The organism is Streptomyces sp. NPDC093568 (assembly GCF_044764945.1).
In the GTDB taxonomy this organism is placed as follows: domain Bacteria; phylum Actinomycetota; class Actinomycetes; order Streptomycetales; family Streptomycetaceae; genus Streptomyces.
Genome location: NZ_JBIWJD010000004.1, coordinates 640,605 through 655,814, shown reverse-complemented (window position 1 = coordinate 655,814; position 15,210 = coordinate 640,605). Strand labels below are relative to the sequence as shown.

Annotated in this window: 10 protein-coding genes; 3 read left to right on the top strand and 7 right to left on the bottom strand. The window is 73.2% G+C overall.

Annotated elements, in window-relative coordinates:
• Positions 1-83: 83 nt before the first annotated feature.
• From ACIRD7_RS20345 to eccB, 3 genes are all read right to left on the bottom strand, one after another.
• Entirely contained in the window at positions 84-374 is a 291-nt protein-coding gene (locus ACIRD7_RS20345; RefSeq protein ID WP_403454961.1) for a WXG100 family type VII secretion target, read from the bottom strand.
• Positions 375-489: 115 nt separating this feature from the next.
• Entirely contained in the window at positions 490-801 is a 312-nt protein-coding gene (locus ACIRD7_RS20340; protein WP_403454960.1) for a WXG100 family type VII secretion target, read from the bottom strand.
• Positions 802-1,330: 529 nt separating this feature from the next.
• The gene (gene eccB, locus ACIRD7_RS20335) at positions 1,331-2,914 is read right to left on the bottom strand and encodes a type VII secretion protein EccB (protein WP_403454957.1); all 1,584 of its coding nucleotides are present in this window, start codon (positions 2,912-2,914) and stop codon (positions 1,331-1,333) included.
• Positions 2,915-3,261: 347 nt separating this feature from the next.
• On the opposite strand from eccB, the gene eccE reads away from it, so the two are divergent.
• The 3 genes from eccE to ACIRD7_RS20320 all read left to right on the top strand — a co-directional run bounded on the left by eccE (position 3,262) and on the right by ACIRD7_RS20320 (position 8,837).
• Positions 3,262-4,587 (top strand): type VII secretion protein EccE, encoded by a 1,326-nt coding sequence (eccE, locus tag ACIRD7_RS20330; RefSeq protein ID WP_403454954.1) that lies wholly within the window; start codon positions 3,262-3,264, stop codon positions 4,585-4,587.
• Positions 4,587-5,429 (top strand): hypothetical protein, encoded by an 843-nt coding sequence (locus ACIRD7_RS20325; protein ID WP_403454952.1) that lies wholly within the window; start codon positions 4,587-4,589, stop codon positions 5,427-5,429. Before eccE ends, ACIRD7_RS20325 begins: the two co-directional genes overlap by 1 nt.
• 255 nt (positions 5,430-5,684) lie before the next feature.
• Positions 5,685-8,837 carry an SCO5717 family growth-regulating ATPase gene (locus ACIRD7_RS20320; protein ID WP_403454949.1) on the top strand — a complete coding sequence of 1,051 codons (3,153 nt, stop codon included), beginning with the start codon at positions 5,685-5,687 and terminating at the stop codon, positions 8,835-8,837.
• Positions 8,838-8,904: 67 nt separating this feature from the next.
• Here the strand turns inward: ACIRD7_RS20320 and ACIRD7_RS20315 are convergent, their stop codons facing one another.
• The 4 genes from ACIRD7_RS20315 to rbfA all read right to left on the bottom strand — a co-directional run bounded on the left by ACIRD7_RS20315 (position 8,905) and on the right by rbfA (position 15,189).
• Positions 8,905-9,852 (bottom strand): bifunctional riboflavin kinase/FAD synthetase, encoded by a 948-nt coding sequence (locus ACIRD7_RS20315; protein WP_403454946.1) that lies wholly within the window; start codon positions 9,850-9,852, stop codon positions 8,905-8,907.
• 160 nt (positions 9,853-10,012) lie between these two features.
• Positions 10,013-13,558, bottom strand: coding sequence for a serine protease (locus tag ACIRD7_RS20310; RefSeq protein WP_403454943.1), 3,546 nt, complete (start codon positions 13,556-13,558; stop codon positions 10,013-10,015).
• 273 nt (positions 13,559-13,831) lie between these two features.
• On the bottom strand, positions 13,832-14,737 hold the full coding sequence (gene truB, locus ACIRD7_RS20305; RefSeq protein WP_403454942.1) for a tRNA pseudouridine(55) synthase TruB: 906 nt from the start codon (positions 14,735-14,737) through the stop codon (positions 13,832-13,834).
• The gene (rbfA, locus tag ACIRD7_RS20300) at positions 14,734-15,189 is read right to left on the bottom strand and encodes a 30S ribosome-binding factor RbfA (protein ID WP_384762251.1); all 456 of its coding nucleotides are present in this window, start codon (positions 15,187-15,189) and stop codon (positions 14,734-14,736) included. Before rbfA ends, truB begins: the two co-directional genes overlap by 4 nt.
• Positions 15,190-15,210: the final 21 nt, after the last annotated feature.

Genomic DNA, 15,210 nt, shown 5'->3' with positions numbered 1-15,210 from the left:
GAAGCAGAGCTCGGCCCAGCGGTCGCCGTGGCATCCGCTGGGCCGATTCCCTTCATCTCATGTCCCTCGGGTCGCCGACGGGCTCAGCCCCAGGTCGAGGCGTTGCTCTTCTCGGTGGCCTGGTAGTTCTCGGCGGCGCTCTGGAGAGCCGTGGAGATCTTCAGGAGGGTGGAGTGCAGGTCGGCAGCGGTCTGGTCCCACTCGCGCTGCTTGCGCTGGTAGCCCTCCTGCGCCTCACCCTCCCAGGAGTTGGCGACGCGCTTGACGGCGGCCTCGAGGTCGTCGAGCTGCTGCTTGATGCGGCCGGCGGTCGACTTCACGTCCGTGGACGCGTTGGTGATCGTGGCGTAATTGACGAGGATCGACATCGTCATTCCCTTTCAGGAAGAATCGTTGGAAGTCTGTGGAGATCGACCGGGGTGACCGGACCGAGGCAGTGGTCCTGGTCGTCCCTGGTCAGGTGGAAGAGCCCGATATCGCTCGGCTCGATCAGCCGAAGTCCGACATGATCTTGCTGATCTCGGAGTTCTGCTGCTCTTCCGACGCGGAGTAGTTGCTCCGCGTGGAGTCCACGGCTTCCTTGATGTCGTTGAGGATGTCGCTCATCCGCTTCGCGTCCTGGTTCCAACGGTCCTGCAGCTGGCGGTAGGACTGGGCCGCCTGGCCCTTCCAGCCGCCGGCGATCTGGTCGATCACTCCGTTGAGGCGGCGGATCTCGCCCTGCAGCTGACCGTTCACGGTGCTGATGTCACCGGAGAGCTTGGTGAGTTCGTCCTCTGTTACCCGGAACTGGCCGGCCATGTGAACCTTCCCCCATGTCGTCGTTTGTCCGGGAAACCTGCTTGCGGTGCCCGGAGGAGCTTCGCACGCTTGAGCGCTGCAAACACTCTATCGTCAGCCTGTCACTCAACCACAGGCACGGCCAATCAGTTACACGGCTCACACACTTGGGCGATCGCCCCGTGACCCGTGCGTCGTCTTACTCTCAAGTGCCTCTGCCCACCGACCCGTTGGCGGCCGGGCCGATGGACCGAGGAGAGGGGCGGGTGACCTTTCTCCCGGCCACGGGATCCGTTCACCCGCGCCACGGGGCCCGTTCTCCCGGCCACGGGATCCGTTCACCCGCGCCACGGGGCCCGTTCTCCCGGCCGCAGGGTCCGTTCACCCGCGCCACGGGGCCCGTTCTCCCGGCCACGGGATCCGTTCACCCGCGCCACGGGGTCCGTCCTCCCGGCCGCAGGGTCCGTTCACCCGGCCACGGGATCCGTTCACCCGGCCACGCGAGCCGTCCTCCCAGCCACGGGATCCGTTCACCCGGCCACGGGATCCGTCACTGACTCTGCGGCTGCGCCGCGCTCGCCGTGTCCAGCGTCGGGCCCTTCGGGATGAACGTCGCCCAAGTCTGCGGCACGTTCGAGGGGTTGGAGAGGTCCTCGTAACCCAGCCGGGTACGCGCCTTGTCCGTCTCGCTCGCCTCGCCCTGCGACGAGCCGCCCGAGCCGCCCGAGCCGCTCCCCGAAGAGCCGTCGCCCTTCGCCTCACTGTCGTTGGTCGACGGCAGCGAGTACCGCAGGCCCGTGTCGGTCAGCAGGTACCAGGCACCGCCACCGCCGGCCGCTCCGGCGACCTCCCTGAAGAGCAGGCCCGAGCCGGACGAGACGTACGCGCTCAGCGAGTCGGTGATGACCTTCTTGGGGTAGTTCGTACCGGCCCAGGCGGCGAGCTCCGGCTTGTTGCCCGCGCCGAAGGCACCCTTGTAGACGCTGCACGACGTGCTGTTGCCCTCGCCGGTCGCGGCGTTCGTGCCGTTGGCCTGCCGGGGAACGTACTCGGGCCAGCCCTTGTCCGCGTAGAACCTGTCCGCCCCGCCGCCGTTGGCCTCGATGATGTCCCGCGTGGGCACCTTGATCGCGCCGGTCTCCTCGCGCGCGACCAGCAGGTTGGCGACGAAGGGCGAGACGGCGGCGACCTCGTCCTTGAGGACGACGTAGAACTGCTCCTTCTGAGCGTCCCGCGCCCTGAGCACCTGGCCGACCGTGCTCGCCTCGGCGGGGAGCCCCTCGACGGAGGTGGGAGCGCCCTCGTCCGGGACCGTCGGGTAGGTGATGTCCCCGCCGTCGTTGAGGGTGTTCAGCCACTCCTGGCTCACCGGCTGCGGCTCGGCCGTGGCGCTGGTGCCGATCACGGCGGACCGCAGCTGCTCCATGGAGACCTGGTCGAGGCCCTCCTCGCCGCCCAGCAGGAAGCGGTTCCCCTTGCCGTCGACCAGGTATTCCTGCTCGGTCTTGGTGTTCGTGACGTACAGGACCTCGCGGGAGTCGACCCTGCCCGAGTTCCCGAGCGACTTGGCGTCGTCGTCGTCGAAGACGAAGACGGCCCGGTCGAGGGCGCCCTTCTCGCCCGGCGCCGGACGCTCGCACACCGCCCACGTCTTCTTCTGCTGCGCGTCGTCCTTGGAGGGCAGCCGGTCGGGGGCGTAAGGGATGCCGATCGTCGCACCGTGCCGGATACCGCTCTTGTCGATCTCCTTGCCGGGGACCTCGAGGACGCTGCCCTTGCCCTTGTCGAGCAGGAGCTTCGCGGAGGCGTAGTTGAGGACGGGGTGGAGGACCTTCTCCGTCTTGCCGTCCTTCGGGTCCGGGTCGAGGACCACGTAGCGCGTCGTGGAGTCGCTGTCGACGATGATGTGCTCGCCCGGAGTGTCCCAGCCCTTGGGCGCGGTGGGCTTGATGACGCCCCATGCGATGAAGCCGATCACCAGCACCACGCCCACCGCCAGGCTGGGCATCACCGTACGGACCGGACGCGGCGCGCCTTCCTCCGAGCCGCCCGGCGACGGCGCCAGGAACGCCGCGACGGTGCGCTTGCGAGCGAAGGTGTAGGCGGCGAGCTCGTCCCGACGCTGCTTTGCCATGGTCCCCGTTTCTCCCGTTAGTGATGCTCTAGTGATGCTCGATCGCGTTTGCGACGTGTTCGGCCGCGCCCGAAGGGCCAGTTCGGCCACGCAGGACCCTAACTATGCCCTGCGCGATGCGGCGACGATCCATCAGGTGTACGGCCGTCCCCGCATCTTCACAGAGCTTCACGACAGCGCTCCACCAGGCGGGTCCCGTCCGTGAAAGGCTGGCCACCTGGGGTTTCGGTGTCCCCTGTGTCGCCTCTCGTTCCGCAGCGGGTACCGTGAGCCACTCGCATTGACGATGAATGACGATGTGGGCCCGGCGAACGGCCACTTACTTCGCGAAAGGGATGTCCCGGGGGATGACCAGCGCTACGAGCACTCGGCGCGGACGCCGCGCACAGCAGCAACAGGGGGGTCCTCAGGGGAGCGGCAGACGTACGCCGGCCACTCCGGCGACTCCCGTCGCCGCGTCGCCGCGCACGCTGCCCAGGCCCGGCGGTCTGGGACCGGTCCGGTTGCAGCAGCTCATCCTGGTGGAACTCGCGGCCGCGACCATGCTGGTGGCCTGGGCCACCGACACGTCCTGGCTGCTGGCCCCGGCCGGTGCCGTGGCGGCACTGCTGCTCCTGCTGGCGGTCCTGCGCCGCGGGCGCCGTCCGCTGCCCGAGTGGTACGAGACGACGCGCGCGCTGCGACAGCGCCGCCGGGACGCCAAGACGCCCGTCCCGCCGGGCACCGACGCCATGCTGGTCCCCGTCGTGGAGTGCGACCCCGCCCTGCGGACGTACTCCTTCGTCTCCCGTGACGACCGCTCGGTCGGCATGATCGGCGACGGCACCTTCCTGACGGCCGTCCTCTTCGTCCAGCCCGGAGACGAGCCGCTGCGTCCCGGTGCCGCCGGGCGTCAGCTGCCGCTGCGCCTGATCCAGGACGCGCTCGAGGTCGACGGCATCCGGCTCGCCTCCGTCCAGGTCGTGCAGCACACCCAGCCGGCGCCCGCGCCGCACCTGCCGCAGCAGTCGCTGGCCGCACGGTCCTACGGCCCCCTGCAGGCGCAGGCCGGCTCCCCCGCCCTGCGCCTGACCTGGGTCGCCCTCAAGCTCGACCCGGAGCTGTGCCCGGAGGCCGTACAGGCCCGCGGCGACGGCGTGCCCGGCGCGCAGCGCGCCCTGCTGCGCGTGGCCGACCAGTTGGCGAGCCGGCTGGCCGGCGCGGGGTTCAAGGCGACCATCCTCGACGAGACCGAGCTCGTGCAGGCCCTCGCGACGTCCAGCTGCCTCAACCCGCGCGCCAACGCGCAGCACGGCCAGGACGGGCGCACCCAGCGCCGTACGGTCGAGTCGGTGCGCAACTGGCGGGTCGACGACCGCTACCACACGACCTACTGGGTGTCGCGCTGGCCGCAGTTGGGCGGCGGCGGGGCGGCCCTGCCCGAGCTGGTCACACGGTTCACCTCGCTGCCGGTGCTCGCCACGACGTTCAGCATGACCCTGAGCAAGGCCGGGAACCGGGGTGTCTCGCTCAGCGGGCACATTCGCGTCACCGCGCGCGGCGACAGCGAACTCGGCCAGGTGGGGCGTGAGTTGGAGCGGGCCGCGAGTACCGCGAAGGTCGGCCTGGTCCGCCTCGACCGGGAGCAGGTCCCCGGAGCTCTCGCCACTCTGCCGCTCGGAGGTACGTACTGATGTCCCAGCCCGCACCGACCATGCCGCCGGGACAGCAGGGCCGTAACCCCGCACGCACGCCCGCGCACGTGGCCTCGCCCACGGACACCGGTCTGATCCCGATCATCCGGCAGCCGGAGACCCCGCAGCAGCAACGCCGCATCTTCAGCCCGGGGTTCGGGCTGCGTGGGCCGCGCCGCAACCGTCATGTCGTCACCGCCGACGAGCTCGCGGCGATCAGCATGCCGCTCGGTGACGACGGCGTGATCATCGGCACCGACCCGGAGTCGCACCCGGCCGTGCTCGGGCTGTCACGCCCGACCCCCTTCGACGTCGTGCTCGTGGGCGGCCTGTGGCTCGCCCAGGTGCTGGCGCTGCGCGCGGCGGCGACGGGAGCGCGCGTGGGTGTGGAGACCGGTCGACCGCAGGCCTGGCAGCAGTTGGCGCAGGCGGCCGGCGGCGGCCAGCAGTGTGTGACGGTCTATCCGGTGGGCCGGGTGCCGGCGCAGGGCCCGTCCGTGTCGAGTCCGGTGGTGCTGTTCCGGGACTGCGGTATCCGCCCGCCGCGCGGTCGTGTGACGTCCGTGCCGTGGCAGGCCGTGGTGACGGTGCTGCCGTTCGTCAGCGAGCACGCGCCGCGCTGGCTGGCGCAGGCCCATCTGGTGGGCATCCAGCGCATTTCGCCCTACGAGACCGAGGCCGTGCGGGACACCCTCGGGATCCCGGAGGACCAGCTCCAGCACCTGCCCACGCTGCACGACGGGGTCGCCCTGTGGTGCACCCGCAAGCACCAGAAGTTCGTCATGACCGAGCCCACCGACGCGGAGACGGGGCTGCTCGGTGTGGCCCGCCGGATGGACTGACGCGTCGTCGACTCCGGGCGCGGACGCCAACGAGGCCTCACCCGCAGGGCGTTGCCTCCGCGCCTCAGGAGACTCTTCCGTCCCCGCACCTGGAGCTATAGCGTCCGCGCCCATGGGGGCTTTTCCGTCCCGCCATGCGAGTGATTAGGCTTCTGGTGGTGCGGTGACGATCGCAGTCGCGTGGGACTCGCCACTCGGTCCGCCCGGCCGCGACGACGACCAGCTCAGCAGCAGTGGCTGACCAGGAGGCAAGCAGTGAACAGGGATCGGTCCGAGTACAACGGCGGGAGCCCTTCCTCGGACGGCGACGATCACGAGGTGGATCTCACCGGCGAGTTCGAAATCGTCTACACACCTCCCGCCTGGTACGCCCAAAGCACGCAGGGTGGCTCCTCCGGTGGCGGACAGGGCGACGCCGGCACCTCGCCACCACCGCCGACCGGGCCACCGATCGGATCGCCCACCGGGCCGCCCGGCGTGCCCGCCGCTCAGGGTCCCGCGCCGCAGACTCCCGCACCGGCGCAGCCCCAGCCGCCCGCCGTGCCCCAGCAGCAGCCCGCGCAGCCTGCTCCGCACACCCCGGCGCAGGGCACGCCCGCCAACCAGCAGGACCCGGCCACGGGCGGCTACGGCTTCCCGCAGCAGCAGACCGGGTCGCCGGCCGAGGGTTACGGCTACCCGCAGCAGCAGGCCGGAGCCGCGACCGACGGTTACAGCTATCCGCAGCAGCAGACCGCGGCGGCACCCGGCGGGTACGGCTACCCGCAGCAGTCGGGAGCCGGCGCACCTCAGCCGGGCCAGGACACCTCGGGTGGCTTCGGCGTGCCTCAGCCCGGTCAGGACACGTCCGGGGGCTTCGGCACGCCTCAGCCGAACCAGGACATGTCCGGCGGCTTCGCCTCGCCCCAGCAGCAGGCGCCCCACCAGCAGGCACCGGCCCAGCCGCCCGCGCCCGCGCAATCGCACGCGCCCGCTCAGCCGCCCGCGCCCGCGCAGTCCCACGTGCCCGCTCAGCCGCCCGCCCCCGCGACTCCGCCGCCCGCCGCCCCCGGCTTCCCGGTGCTGCGTCCGGTCGACGACGACGCGCAGGGTGCCGCCCCGGCCGCCCCCACTCCGACCGCCACCCCGGCGGCAGCTGTCCCGGCGGCGCCCGAACCGCCCGCCCCCGCACAGCCGGTGGCGGAGCGGCCGGAGGTCGAGCTCAACCACGCCGCCGCCGACGCGGAGGCGGCCCGGCTGTTCGGCGACGACGAGCCGGAGGAGGAGCACGCGGACACGCCGGACGCCGGTGACGGCGCCGCGTCCGAGTCCGCCGCCGAGGCCGACGAGCCGACCCCCGTCCAGGCCGACTCGGACTCCCCCGCGCAGCCCGAGCCCGAGGCCGCACAGGCGGAGCCGCAGCCGGAACAGCCGGAGGCGCAGCCCCAGCCGGAGGCACAGGCAGCCCCCGCGCCCGCCGCCCCGCCCACCGCACAGGCCGAACACCCGCAGGCCCAGCACCAGGCCCCGGCTCAGCCGCAGCCCACCGGCCAGGTCCCGCCGCCCCAGGCCAACCCGGCCCTCCCCCCGCTGCCCCAGGGCTTCGCGCCCGCGCACCCCGCGCAGGGTGCGCCGCAGCAGGCGGGCCAGCCGGACGCGCAGGCCGCGGCCGCCGCCGGCCAGATCCCCGGACAGGCTCCCGCCTACGGCTACCCCCAGGCCCAGCCTCAGCCCCAGGCGCAGCCCCCGGCCCAGCCGCAGGGCACCTTCGGCCCGGCCCAGCCGCAGCCCGGATACCCCGCGCAGGGCGGCCAGCCCGCGCCGGCCGACCCGCGACAGGCCGCGCAGCAGCCCGCCCAGCCGCAGCCGCCTCAGCCCCACCCCGCCCAGCCGCAGGCCGGATACGGCTACCCGCAGCAGGCCCCCCAGCAGCACCCGGGCCAGCCGCAACCGCCCCACCCGCAGCAGCCTCAGCCTCAGCCCGACGGCTACGGCTACCCTCAGCAGCCCGCACAGCCCGGCTACGGCTACCCGCCCCAGCAGCCGGCCGGCTACGGCTACCCCCAGCAGCCGTCGCAGCCGCAGCCTCAGCCGCAGCAGCAGGCCCCCCAGCAACAACCCCCGGCCCAGCAGCCTCCGCAGCAGCAGGCACCGCAGCAGCCCCCGGCCCAGCAGAACCCCGCCGCCTACGGCAACCAGGGCTGGACCGCGCCGCCCGGCCCCCAGGCCGGCCCCGGTGCCCCGCAGCAGCAGCAAGCCGCGCCCGGCACCCCGCTCGGTTACAACGCCGCCGTGGAGCTCTCCTCCGACCGGCTGCTGCGCAACCAGCCGAAGGCCCGCAAGAACAACCAGGGCCCCTCGCGCTTCAAGCTCGGCGCCAAGAAGGAGCAGGCGGAGCGGGAGCGCAAGCTCGGGCTGATCCGTACGCCGGTGATGTCCTGCTACCGCATCGCGGTCATCAGCCTCAAGGGCGGCGTCGGCAAGACGACGACGACCATGTCGCTGGGCGCCACGCTCGCCACCGAGCGGCAGGACAAGATCCTGGCGATCGACGCCAACCCGGACGCCGGCACGCTCGGCCGACGCGTGCGGCGCGAGACCGGTGCCACCATCCGTGACCTGGTCCAGGCGATCCCGCAGCTCAACAGCTACATGGACATCCGCCGCTTCACCTCGCAGGCACCCTCGGGTCTGGAGATCATCGCCAACGACGTGGACCCGGCGGTCTCCACCACCTTCAACGACCAGGACTACCGCAGCGCGCTCGACGTGCTGGGCCGTCAGTACCCGATCATCCTCACGGACTCCGGTACCGGTCTGCTCTACAGCGCGATGCGCGGTGTGCTGGACCTCGCCGACCAGCTGATCATCATCTCCACCCCGTCGGTGGACGGAGCGAGCAGCGCCTCGACGACGCTCGACTGGCTGTCGGCGAACGGCTTCGCCGACCTCGTCCAGCGGTCGGTCACCGTGATCTCCGGTGTCCGCGAGACGGGCAAGATGATCAAGGTCGAGGACATCGTCGCGCACTTCGAGACCCGTTGCCGCGGTGTCGTCGTGATCCCCTTCGACGAGCACCTAGCGGCGGGCGCGGAGGTCGACCTCGACATGATGCGGCCGAAGACCCGCGAGGCGTACTTCGACCTGGCCGCCCTCATCGCCGAGGACATCGCCCGTACGCAGCAGGGCTTCGGCAACCCGAACATGCAGTACCAGCAGCAGCCGCAGCAGCAGGGCTACCCGGCCCCGCAGCAGCAGCCCCAGCAGCAGCCCTACCCCCAGCCCGGCGGCGCCCCGCAGCCGGGTCAGGGCTGGGGCCAGCCCCCGCAGCAGCCCGCACCGGGCCAGGGCTGGCAGCAGCAGGCGCCGCCGCAGGATCCGCAGCAGGGCCAGCAGGGCGCCGTACCGCCCGGCTGGACGCAGCAGTAGCGGCGGACGTCCGACAACGCGAAAGGGCCGGCACCGTCAGGGTGCCGGCCCTTCGTCGTCGAAGCGTTCAGCCGGCCTTCTCGATCAGCTCACGGCACCGCTGGACGTCGCGCCCCATGGCCTCCAGGAGAGCGTCCAGCGACTCGAACTTCTCCTGCCCGCGCACAAAGGCGAGGAAGTCCACCGCCACGTGCAGCCCGTACAGGTCGAGTCCCACCCGGTCGATCGCGTACGCCTCCACCGTCCGCTCCGTGCCGTCGAACTGCGGGTTCGTGCCGACGGAGATCGCGGCCGGCATCACCTCGCCCTGGGCGTGCAGCCAGCCGGCGTAGACACCGTCGGCCGGGATGGCGGTGTGCGGCAGCGTCTCGACGTTGGCGGTCGGGAAGCCGAGCTCGCGGCCCCGCTGCGCGCCCCTGACGACGACGCCCTCCACGCGGTGCGGGCGGCCCAGGATCTCGGCGGCGCCCGCGACGTCGCCCTCGCCGACCAGGCGCCGGGTCAGCGTGGACGAGAAGGGCTCGCCGCCGCCCGCGTCGCCGGTCACGTACAGGTCTACGACCTCGACCTCGAAGTCGTAGACCTTGCCCTGCTCGGCGAGGAACTCGACGTTGCCCGCCGCACGGTGGCCGAAGCGGAAGTTCGGGCCCTCGACGACCGCCTTGGCGTGCAGCTTGTCGACGAGGACCTTGACGACGAACTCGGCCGGCAACAGCTTCGAGAACTCGGTGGTGAAGGGGAGGATCAGCACCGCGTCCACACCGAGCTCGGCCATGAGGTCGGCGCGGCGGTGGTGCGGGGCCAGCAGGGGCGGATGACTGCCGGGGCGGACGACCTCGCTGGGGTGCGGGTCGAAGGTGACGACGACCGCGGGGACGCCCAGCTCACGGGCGCGGTCCACGGCGTGCCGGATGATCAGCTGGTGTCCGCGGTGGACTCCGTCGTAGGAGCCGATGGTGACGACGCTGCGCCCCCAGTCCTGGGGGATGTCCTCCAAGCCACGCCAGCGCTGCACTGTGCCTGCTCCTTGTCGCAAACTCGTCGAGTCGAACCCGTGTCCGTCTTTGCCTCAGACGCTCTTCACGCTCTTACGCAGGTCTAAGGGTGCCATGCCGCGCGCCCCCGGCCCGCATCGGCATGGGAGCTGTGACCGGGTGCACGTACGGAAGCCGTGGTCAGGCGGGAACTCGAACGCCGGCCAGGTTCTCGATCATCCGCCGTGTACTGGGGCCGACCACGGCCGACCACTCCTGCGGGGTGTCGGTCAGCCAGCCCGCGAACCGGGTGGCGAAGCCCGGGACATGGCGGCCCAGGTCGACCAGGCCGCGGTCGAAGCGGGCCGCGCCGTCCGGGGTGCGCACGAGCAGCAGCCCGGTGTGGTGGACGAGCCCGCGCAGATCGTCGTCCGGGCGGTCGCCGCCCTCCTGGACGGTGGCGTGCAGGAAGGCGTCCAGGACGGCCGGGGCGTGTTCGTGGGCGAGCAGGAAGGCGCGCAGTTCGCGGCGCAGCGGGCGCGACTCGGCGGTGCCGGAGCCGGCGAGTACGGCGGCGAGCGCGGCCCGCACCTGTTCCGTGCCGCCGTCCAGCAGGCCGGTGACCAGCGGCAGGAGTACTGCACGGGCGCCCGGCCCCTGGTCGAGGCGGCGGTCGACGTAGGCGGCCAGGTCGACCGCCGTCTCCGGCCGGTACTGGACCGCGTCGCGGACGAGGGCGGCGACGCGGCGGGCGAGGGCGGGCGTGGTGACGTCGGCGAGGGTGCGCAGCGCCTCCCCGGCGCCGGGCCGGCTCAGGCGGGCGCGGAAGGCCTCGAGGACCGGTTCGGGGTGCGTGGTCAGCGCGGCGACCAGGGCACTGGCCGGGAACCGCGGGTCCGCGTCCGCGAAGTGCGCGAGCGCCTGCGGGAGATGACGGGCACGGGTGCCCGGATCCCTGACGAGAAGGGCGAGCGCGGCGCCGTGCAGGGTGCAGTCGGAGGGGCGGGCGAGCAGGGCGAGGGCGGCGTAGCGCAGCAACTCGCGGTCGGCCTCGGTGCGGACGTGCGGCGCGACGCGCAGCCCGTACGCCGACGCGGCGACGCGGCGCCCGGGGCGTTCGTCGTGCGCCCAGCGGTCGACGGCCCGGCAGATGGCCGACGTCTCCTCCTCGGCCAGCACGGCGAGGAGTTCGTCGGCCCTGCGGTGCGCGCAGCCGACGAGCGTCTCGATCAGCTCGTCCAGGGCGCTGTGCCGGTGCGTGTGCAGCAGCGCCTGGGCGGCGTGCGCGACGGTCGCGTGCGGGGTGGCGGGCAGCGGGCGGTCGTCGTCGAACCAGCCGGTGAGATGGCGCTGTACGGCCGTGGGGTCGGCGGCGAGGAGCCGCGCGACGGCGTCCAGGTACCGGGGGCCGCCCGGCTCGCCCTCCTCGGCCGGCGGGCCGTCGGCGAGGACGAGGCGGCGCAGCAGGTCGAAGCGTTCTTCCTCCGGGAGCGGCAGCGCGGTCCAGAAGTCGGGGCCGAGCACGCGGGACACGGAGCGGTGGTGCCGGCGCCAGGTCACGATCCGGTCGGTGAGGAGGCGCAGCACGTCCAGGTACGGCGTCGCGTCGGGCACCCGCAGCAGGGTCTCGACGAGGAGCCGACCCGCCCACCAGGAGTGCCGGTCGGCGTCCAGGGCGTGCGTCAAGTCCTCCAGGCGGAGGGCGAGTTGATGGGTGCCCTGGTGTCGCGCGAGTTGCAGCAGGGCTTGGACGACGGGGCCGATGCGGTGGTGCGGCACGGGCAGCGGGTGCTCGGCGCCGGGGTGGGTGCGGTGGCGGTGGACCAGGGCGTGCAGGGCCTCGTCGAGGTCGAGGTGCGTGCCCTGGATCCAGTCGGCGAGTTCCTCGTGGGCGAAGCGGTAGCCACCGCCCGCCGGGACGAGGAGCCCCTCGGTGAGGACGGCGGACGCCCAGCCGGTGCCGCCGCCGAGCCCCGCCGGCGCGGGGCCCCACGGGAACACGGCCTCGAAGGACGCCCGGTCCAGCTCGCCCTGGCCGGGCCCGAGGCTGCGCCGGGCGGCCTCGTGGACCTGGCCGGAGACCTTCGCGGCGAGCCGGCGTACGGCGGTGCCGCGCAGGCCGTTCTCGGCGGCGAGCCGGACGGCGATGCGCAGGCACATGAGGTCGAGGTAGGCGCGGAGCACGTCGTCGCGGTCGACCCGGTCCGGGGCGGGGGTGCCGGGGAGGGCGGCGCGCACCTCCGAGAGCAGGCGGAGGGTGAGCGGATGACGGGCGTCGGGGTCGGCGAGGGCGCCGTCCGGGATGCCGTAGCGGGCGCGGGCCCGCTCGGCCTCGTCGGGGGTGAGGTCGTCGAGCCGTACGCAGGGCGGAATCCGCCGGGCCGCCTCCTGCTCCTCCGGGTCGGCGGGGCCGTACAGCATCTCCTGCGGGAACTCGGCGCCCGCGCCCTCCCAGTACTCCGCCCGGCACGCCACCACCAGCTGTGCCCCGGTCCGCCGCAGCCACTCCGCCGTGCCGTCGGTCCAGTCCGTGAGGCGGTGGGCCAGTACGGGCGGCATCTCCTCCGGGCCGTCCAGGAGGAGCAGCAGGGGCCGGCCGGTGCGCCCGGCGAGCTGGGCGAGCCGCTCGGGTGTGGTGTCGCCGAGGGTGGTGAGGTCGGCCGGGGCGGCCACGATACGGGCGGCGCGTGCCAGCGCCCGGCGCGCGGCGTCGGCGACGGAGGCGTCCTCGTCCTTCAGGTCGGCGCCGCGCAGCCACAGGGTGGGCGCCGGCAGGGGGCTTCGGCTGCGGCGGGCGGCGAGAGCCGCGAGTTCCGTCGTACGGCCGCTGCCGGGCGGCCCGACCAGGGCGAGCACCGAGGCCCGGCTCTCGGCGAAGGTGTCGAACTCCGCGGCGACGCAGGCCCGTTCGACGGGAGCCACGGCGTCCGCGCGGCCCAGGTAACCCGCCAGCGCCCCCGCCGGGCCGTCCTGCCCGACCGAGGTGGCCGTCAGCTCCAGGACTCCCGCGAGATTGAGGTCGGCGCCGTATGCGGGCACGGTCGCGGCGTTCTCGGCGAGCAGCTCGGCCAGCGGGCCGTCCGGCGGCGGGAGCAGCGGCACCGCGAACCCGGCGTCACGCCGGCCGGTCTGCAGCGCGGTGCCGAGGACGCCCAGGACGGCGCCGGTCCCGGCGTCGAGCACGGGTCCCCCGGCGGCCCCGCCACCGAGCCGCAGGGCGTCCTGGCCTGCCGTGCCGATCGCCAACTCCAGGGCGTCGTCGAGGAGATGGACGCGGTCGGTCGCGGTGTACGTCACGCGGGTCCGGCCCAGCACCCGCGCCTCCCGCCAGCCGCCGGCCGCGATCCGGACGTACGCGCCGGTCTCGATCCGGTCCCGCACGGTCACCGGCAACGGGTCCACGCCGAGCCCCTCCGTGCGCACCAGGGCGAGGTTCAGGCCGGGCAGGGAGGTCACCGCGCTCGCCGCCACGAGACAGCTGCGGTCTCCCCCGGCCGCGAGCAGTACGAGCCTGGGCAGGCCGTCGACGGCCTCGTGGCTGGTGAGGACGGTGCCGTGGTGGTCGGCCATGAAGCCGAGGCCACGGGGCCGGCCGGCCAGATCATGGATGCGGATCAGCGCTTCGTCGTGCCGTTCGCGGCGGCGTGCGTCCTGCGGACCGGTGTCCTGCCCGGCCCGGTCGCCGTCCTGCCGCATCTCCTCCGGCGTCCGACGGCCGCCGCCCGCCCGCGGGCCCCGTCCCGCCATTGTCGAACCTCCCCGCCATGCGCCCGTACGCCCATACGCCCGGCGCCCTTTTCAGACGGTAGGCGCCTGGTGATCAGCGGGACAGATCACGTGGCGAACGCGCCCCCTTCCGCTCCCTCGGTTCACTCCGAGCGCCTGCCCGGACGGGTGAACAGGCGGGGGTCCTTGGATACACCCTAGAGGTGGGGGAACCGAGGGGGGACCGTGGAGCGGCGGGCAGTGGACGACCCCGTGGCCGCCGCTCCACGGGCAGGCACCCGTCGAGCGGCCGCCTCAGGCGAACACGGCGAGGCTCTTGGCCTTGCCCTTGAGCTCCTCCACGAGCGCGAGGAAGCGTCCCTCGGGGTCGAAGACGGCGACGGGGCCGGAGCCCGCGTACTCGTCGGGCATGTCGAGGCGCACGCCGTTCGTCAGCAGCCGGGCGCGCTTGGCGTCCACGTCCCAGCGCGGGAAGGCGGCCGTGGCGGCCTCCGCGATCGGCATCACGGTCAGCTCCTGCTGGAGCTGGTCCAGCGTCCTGGCGGAGTCCAGCTTGTACGGCCCGACGCGGGTGCGGCGCAGTGCCGTCAGGTGGCCGCCGACGCCGAGATCGGCGCCGAGGTCACGGGCGAGGGCCCGGATGTAGGTGCCGGAGGAGCAGACCACCGAGACGACCAGGTCGAGGACGGCGGTGCCGTCGTCGGCGACGGCGTCGCGCACGTCGTACACGGCGAACGAGGAGACCGTGACGGGCCGGGCCGGGATCTCGAACTCCTCGCCCTCCCGTGCCCGCTTGTAGGAGCGCACCCCGTCGATCTTGATGGCGCTGACCTTGGACGGCACCTGCATGATGTCGCCGGTCAGCTTGGCGATCCCGGCGTCGACGGCCTCGCGGGTGACCTTCGAGGCGTCGGTGGACGCCGTGATCTCGCCCTCGGCGTCGTCGGTGACCGTGGTCTGGCCCAGGCGGATGGTGCCGAGGTACTCCTTCTCGGTCAGGGCCAGATGACCGAGGAGCTTGGTCGCCTTCTCCACGCCGAGGACGAGGACGCCCGTCGCCATCGGGTCGAGGGTGCCGGCGTGCCCGACGCGGCGGGTGCGTGCGATGCCGCGCATCTTCGCGACCACGTCGTGCGAAGTGAAGCCCGACGGCTTGTCGACGATGACAAGGCCGTCGGGCGTGGTGTGCTTCTGCGTCATTCCGCGGTGTCGCCGTCCGTCTCGTCCTCGGAGCCCGGCTTGCGGTACGGGTCCGCCTCACCGGCGAACTTCGCGCCCGCGGACGCCTCACGCACCTTCTCGTCGGACTGGCGCGCCTTGTCGAGGAGGTCCTCGATGGTGCGTGCCGTGTCCGGCAGGGCGTCGGCGACGAAGGTGAGGGTCGGCGTGAACTTCACGCCCGCGGCCGCCCCGACGGCCGAGCGGAGCACGCCCTTGGCGCTCTCCAGTCCGGCAGCGGCGGCGGCCCGCTCCTCGTCGTCGCCGTAGACCGTGTAGAAGACGGTCGCCTCCCGCAGGTCACCCGTGACACGGGTGTCCGTGATGGTGACGTGCGAGCCGAGCCGCGGGTCCTTGATCCCGCGCTGGAGCTTCTGGGCCACCACCTCTCGAATGAGGTCCGCCAGCCTTTTCGCCCGCGCGTTGTCGGCCACTGGTCCGTCTCCCGTTCTTTC

Bases quoted from the DNA above. Each gene is read 5' to 3' on its own strand.
- ACIRD7_RS20325 (WP_403454952.1), top strand. From the start codon at position 4,587: ATGTCCCAGCCCGCACCGACCATGCCGCCGGGACAGCAGGGCCGTAAC.
- eccB (WP_403454957.1), bottom strand. From the start codon at position 2,914: ATGGCAAAGCAGCGTCGGGACGAGCTCGCCGCCTACACCTTCGCTCGC.
- ACIRD7_RS20340 (WP_403454960.1), bottom strand. From the start codon at position 801: ATGGCCGGCCAGTTCCGGGTAACAGAGGACGAACTCACCAAGCTCTCC.
- eccE (WP_403454954.1), top strand. From the start codon at position 3,262: ATGACCAGCGCTACGAGCACTCGGCGCGGACGCCGCGCACAGCAGCAA.
- truB (WP_403454942.1), bottom strand. From the start codon at position 14,737: ATGACGCAGAAGCACACCACGCCCGACGGCCTTGTCATCGTCGACAAG.
- ACIRD7_RS20345 (WP_403454961.1), bottom strand. From the start codon at position 374: ATGACGATGTCGATCCTCGTCAATTACGCCACGATCACCAACGCGTCC.
- ACIRD7_RS20310 (WP_403454943.1), bottom strand. From the start codon at position 13,558: ATGGCGGGACGGGGCCCGCGGGCGGGCGGCGGCCGTCGGACGCCGGAG.